Source organism: Amycolatopsis sp. NPDC051071 (assembly GCF_040682875.1).
GTDB lineage: Bacteria > Actinomycetota > Actinomycetes > Mycobacteriales > Pseudonocardiaceae > Amycolatopsis.
The window spans coordinates 36038-42107 of sequence record NZ_JBFBBY010000024.1 but is presented as its reverse complement, the minus strand read 5'-3'; the positions used below and the strand labels follow the sequence as shown (position 1 = coordinate 42107).

Here is a 6070-nt window from a genome sequence, read left to right as displayed (position 1 = left end):
TCTGGGGGAAGCCCGATGTCCAACGAGGAAAAGTTACGGCACTTCCTCAAGCAGCTCACCGCCGACCTGCACCAGACCAAGGGACGGCTGCGTGAGCTGGAAGCCCGTGCACGCGAACCGATCGCGATCATCGGCATGGGTGCCCGGTTCCCCGGCGGGATCACCGGCCCGGACGATCTGTGGCGGCTGGTCGCCGACGGCCGCTCCGCGTTCACCGAGGTGCCGGCGGAACGCGGCTGGGACGAGGCGCCGCACTGCGGCTTCCTGACCGGGGCAGGGGAATTCGATCCGGCGTTCTTCGGGATCTCGCCACGCGAGGCGGCGGCGATGGACCCGCAGCACCGGCTCCTGCTGGAGGTGTCGTGGGAGGCGTTCGAACGCGCCGGCCTCGATCTCGCCGCCCTGCGGGGCAGCCGGACCGGCGTCTTCGCCGGGCTGATGAACAACACCGACTACCTCTCGCTCGTCGGCGGTCTGCCGCCCGGCTCGGAATCCTTTCTCAGCACCGGGGTCACCGGCGCCATCGCCTCCGGCCGGGTGTCGTACACCTTCGGGCTGGAAGGCCCCGCCGTCACCGTCGACACGGCCTGCTCGTCGTCGCTGGTGGCACTGCACCTCGCCGTCCGGTCCCTGAGGGAGCAGGAATGTTCGCTCGCGCTCGCGGGTGGGGCGACCGTGATGTGCACACCCGGCGCGATCGGTGAACTCGACCGGCAGCGGGGCCTCGCGCCCGACGGCGTCTGCAAACCGTTCTCCGACGCCGCCGACGGGACGGTATTCGCCGAGGGCGCCGGAATGCTGGTGCTCGAACGGCTTTCCGACGCGCGACGGCTCGGCCATCCGGTGCTCGCCGTCGTGCGTGGCTCGGCGGTCAACCAGGACGGCGCCTCCAACGGCCTCACCGCGCCGAACGGACCCTCACAGCAGCGGGTGATCGAAGACGCGCTGGCCGACGCGGCGCTCACGGCGAGCCAGGTGGACCTGGTGGAGGCCCACGGCACCGGCACTTCGCTCGGGGACCCCATCGAAGCCCACGCGGTGCTGGCCACCTACGGACAGAACCGGTCGGCGGACGACCCGGTCCGGCTCGGCTCGTTCAAATCGAACGTCGGGCACGCGCAGGCCGCCGCCGGGGTCGGCGGGGTCATCAAGGCCGTGATGGCGATGCGGCACGGCGTACTGCCCAAGTCGGTCGGCGTCGACCGCCCGTCCACCAAGATCGACTGGTCGGCCGGGGCGGCCGAACTGCTGACCGAGCACCGGCCGTGGCCATCGGCCGACCGGCCGCGCCGGGCCGCGGTGTCCGCGTTCGGGCTCAGCGGGACCAACGCCCACGTGATCCTGGAACAGGCGGAACCGGCCGAGACCGAGGCGTCCGGCGGTCCCGTGATCGTGACCGATGCCGTGCCGTGGCTGCTTTCCGCGAAGTCGAGGACCGCACTCGGCGATCAGGCCGCGCGCTTCCGTGACCTGCTGCGGGAAACTCCGGACCTGGACCTTCGTGCCGCCGGGGCGACTCTCGCACTGCACCGGTCCACCTTCCCGTATCGCGCCGCCGTCGTGGCACCCGATCGGGAAGGGCTGCTCACCGGTCTGGACGACGTCGTCGCCGGACGGCCGCCGGTGGTCGCGGCGGGGCGGGGCAACGCCGTCTTCGTCTTCCCCGGCCACGGCTCGCAATGGATCGCGATGGGACGCGAGCTGATCGACGGCTCGCCGGTGTTCGCCGCCTCCGTCGCCCGCTGCGACGCCGAACTGAGCCACTACCTCGGCGGCTCGATCACCGACACACTTCGCGGGGTGGAAGGCGCGCCGTCACTCGACCGCCTGGACGTCGTGCAGCCGGCGCTGTTCACCATGATGGTGTCGCTGGCCGAACTCTGGCGTGCGCACGGCGTCGAACCGGCGGCGGTGATCGGGCACTCCCAGGGCGAGGTCGCCGCCGCGTATGTCGCGGGAGCACTCTCACTGCCGGACGCCGCGCGGATCGTGGCGTTGCGTAGCGAGGCACTGTCCACTTTGGTCGGTCACGGCGCCATGGTGTCGGTACTCGCCTCGGTGGATACCGTGTCGCGGCGCCTCGGGCGCTGGGGCGACCGGTTGTCCATCGCCGTGGTCAACGGGCCGGGAGCGTGTGTGGTCGCCGGTGAGTCCGAAGCGGTCGACGAGTTCATCGCCGACTGCGCCGCCGACGAGATCCGGGCACGCCGGATCCGCGGCGCGGACGGTGCCGGGCACTCGGCCCAGGTCGAGCCGCTGCGCGAACGCATCCTCGGCGATCTCGCCGAGGTGAAACCGCGGACCGGTGAGATCCCGTTCTACTCGGCACTCACCGGCACCCGCGTCGACACCGCCGGACTGGACGCGGATTACTGGTACCGCAACGCGCGGCACACCGTCCGGTTCGATCAGGCACTGCGCGCGGCCTTCGACGACAAGCACGATCTGGTCGTCGAGGTCAGCCCGCATCCGGTCCTCACGGTGCCGATGCAGGCCACCGTCGAGGACGGCTACGAGCAGGTGGCGATCGTCGCCACCCTGCGGCGTGACCACGACGGCCCGGCCGAATTCCTCAACGCGCTGGCACGCGCGCACGTCCACGGCGCCACCCCCGGCTGGCGCGAGGTGTTCCCCGGCGTCACCGCGATTCCCGGAGAACTGCCCACCTACGCCTTCGAGCGGGCGAACTACTGGCCGGATCCCGTGCGAGACGCCGGTGACCTGACGGCGGCGGGCCTGACCGTCGCCGGGCATCCGCTGCTCGCCGCCAGTGTCGTGCTCGCCGCTTCCGGCAGCGTGATCCTGACCGGCAGGCTGTCCCGGCGGACCCACGCGTGGCTTGCCGATCACGCGGCGTTCGGGACCGCACTGCTGCCCGGTACCGCGTTCGTCGAACTCGTGGCGCACGCGGGGGAGCAGGCCGGCTGCGGCCGGATCGAAGAACTGACCATCGAGGCACCCCTGGTCCTGCCCGACGACGAAGCCAGGGAGATCCAGGTCGTGGTCGGCGCCCCGGACGACGGGGGCGCGCGGCCGGTGACCGTCCACGCGCGACCGCGGTACCGCGACGAAGAGTCCGACTGGACTTCCCACGCCACCGCCACGGTTCTCCCGTCGACCACGGCACGGTCCGCCGACGCCGCCGTCTGGCCGCCCGACGGCGCCGAACGGATCGACGTCACCGGGCTCTACGACCGCCTGCGTGACACCGGCATCGAATACGGCCCGGCGTTCCAGGGACTGCGGGAACTCTGGGTGCGCGGGAACGAGGTCTTCGCTCACGTCGCCCTCCCGGAGGAGCACCGCTCCAGTGCGGCCGATTTCGGGCTGCACCCCGCGTTGCTCGACGCCGCCTTGCACTCGTTCGCCGCACTGGCCACGTCCGGTCGTGGCGCGGAGCCCGACGCCGGGTTCGTCGTACCGTTCTCGTGGAACGGCGTGACCCTGCACGCGACCGGGGCGGCCGCGCTGCGTGTGAGCTTCACGCCGTCCGGGCAGGACGGGCTGACCGTCGAGGTCACCGACGACGCCGGCTTCCCGGTGGCCACCGTGGACCGGCTGGTGGTCCGGCCGATCTCCCCGGACAAGCTGAGTGCCGCGGCGAGTGGTCACGTCGAGTCGTTGTTCGGTGTGGACTGGGTCCCGGTTCCCGTCGCCGGAACGGTCCCGCTCGGCGGACTGGTCACGGTCGGGACGGAGACGTTGCCGGGCGTGGCTTCCCATCCCGGGCTCGCGGAACTCGTCGAGACCGACGTCCCGGCCTTCGTGGTCGCGAAGCTCCCGCCCGCGCGATCCGGCGCCGGGGCGATCCGCGAGGACCTTGGCGACGTGCTGGACCTCGTCCGCGCGTTCCTCGCCGAGGAAAGGCTGTTCACCTCGGTGCTGGTCGTCGTGACGGAAAACGCCGTCGCCACGGGCACGGACGACGACGTGACCGGCCTCGGCCACGCCCCGGTCTGGGGTCTGCTCCGTTCGGCGCAGACCGAACACCCCGGCCGGTTCGTCCTCGCCGACCAGACGGTCGAGGGCGCCGAGCCGCTCGCGGCGGCGCTGGCCACCGGCGAACCGCAACTGGCCGTCCGCGCGGACGGCGTGTTCGTCCCGCGGCTGAGCCGGATACCGCGTCCCGAAGAGTCCACTGTGGACCTACATCCCGGTGGCACCGTCCTGGTGACCGGTGCGGCCGGCACGCTCGGCGCGCTGCTGGCCAGGCATCTGGTCGCCGAGCACGGGGTCCGGCAGCTGCTGCTGGCGAGCCGTCGAGGACTCGACGCCGAGGGCGCGCCCGAACTCGTCGCGGAACTACGCGCGGCGGGAGCGGAAGCGCGGTTCGAGGCCTGCGACGTCGCCGATCGCGACGCACTGGCCGCTTTGCTGGCAACCGTGCCCGACGAGCATCCGCTGACCGGCGTCGTGCACACGGCCGGAACCACCGACGACGGCGTCCTCGAATCCCTCGACCGCGGCCGTCTCGAATCCGTGCTGCGGCCGAAGCTCGACGCCGCGCTCGCGTTGCACGAGCTGACCCTGGAGCATGATCTCGCGTTGTTCGTCCTCTATTCCTCGGCCGCCGGGATCCTCGGCAACGCGGGACAGGGCAACTACGCGGCGGGCAACACCTTCCTCGACGCCCTCGCCCAGCATCGCCGGGCCGCCGGGCTGCCCGCGTCGTCGCTGGCGTGGGGTCTGTGGGAGTCCAGCATCGGCCAGGCGGGCCGGGTCGCCGACGACCCCGGTCGCCGGGAGACGGCGGGACTCATCGGCATGTCCGCGAAGGACGGCCTGGCGTTGTTCGACGTCGCCGTGCGGATCGAGCGCTCGACGCTGGTCCCGGTGCGGCTGAACCTCGCGGGCGCCGACCGCGACTCCGTGCCGTCCGTACTACGCGACCTGGTCCGGCCCTCCGGCCGCCGGGCGACGCCGAACGGGGACGCGCTGCGGCAGCGGGTACTGGCCGCGGCGCCGGAGGAACGGACGGAACTGGTGGCCGGGTTCATCCGGTCACAGGTCGAGGCCGTCCTCGGGCTGAGCGCGGACGCCGTCGAACCGGATCGCCGGTTCCTGGAACTGGGCTTCGACTCCCTGACCGCGCTCGAACTACGCAACCGGCTCGGCGCGGCGGCGGGGGTGCGCCTGCCCGCCACCGTGGTGTTCGAGAACCCCACTACGGCGGCGCTGGCCGGATTCCTGCGCGACGCGATCGAACAGGGCGCCTCGGGTCAGCCAGCCGACCGGCCCGCCGAGGCGGGTGCGTTCGGCACGATGATGCGCACCGCGGCGGAGACGGGCCGGATGGAGAAGTTCGTCCAGCTGCTCACCGCCGCTTCGGCGTTCCGGCCGGTGTTCGACGACGACGTCGAACTCGGCCTGGTCCGGCTGTCCACCGGGGAGAACGGCCCCAAGATCGTCTGCGTCCCTTCGGTACTGGCGATGTCCGGACCACACGAGTACGCGCGGTTCGCCGCGGCGTTCCGCGGGCAACGCGACCTCGTCGTGCTGCCCACGCCCGGATACCTTGCCGGAGAACGGCTTCCGGCGAGCGTGGACGTGCTCACCGCGGCGTTCGCGGACACGCTGCGGCGCGAACTCGGCGACGAGCCGTTCGTCCTCGCGGCGCATTCGTCGGGCGGGATGCCGGCGCACGCGCTGACGTCCCGGCTGGAAGCACTCGGGCGGCCGCCGTCGGCGCTGGTCCTGCTCGATCCCTATCCGCTGACCGGTTCGGTGTTCAGCGGCGTGGAAGGACGGCTGAGCGGCGAGACCGCTCAGGGGCGACCGGACGACGTCCTCGGCGACACGCGGCTGACCGCCATGGGTGGGTACTTCCGGCTCTTCCGGCCGTGGCGGCCGTCGCCGATCGCCACGCCGACCCTGCTCGTCCGCGCCACCGAGCCGTTGCCGGGGCTCGACACCTCCGGTGAGTGGCGCGCGGGCTGGGAGTTGCCCCACGACGTCGTGGACACTCCCGGCGACCATTTCTCGATGATGGAAGACCAGGCGCGCCGGACCGCCGAAGCCGTCGGGACATGGCTCACCGAACACGGCAGCTGAACCAGTTCACCAGACGATC

The 6070-nt window shown here is 72.1% G+C and carries 1 protein-coding gene; it reads left to right on the top strand.

Going from position 1 to position 6070, the window contains the following annotated elements; genetic code table 11:
* The first annotated feature begins 15 nt into the window (after positions 1-15).
* Complete coding sequence (locus AB0M65_RS11290) at positions 16-6051, top strand: type I polyketide synthase (RefSeq protein ID WP_364025039.1); 6036 nt, start codon at positions 16-18, stop codon at positions 6049-6051.
* The last annotated feature ends 19 nt before the right edge of the window (positions 6052-6070 follow it).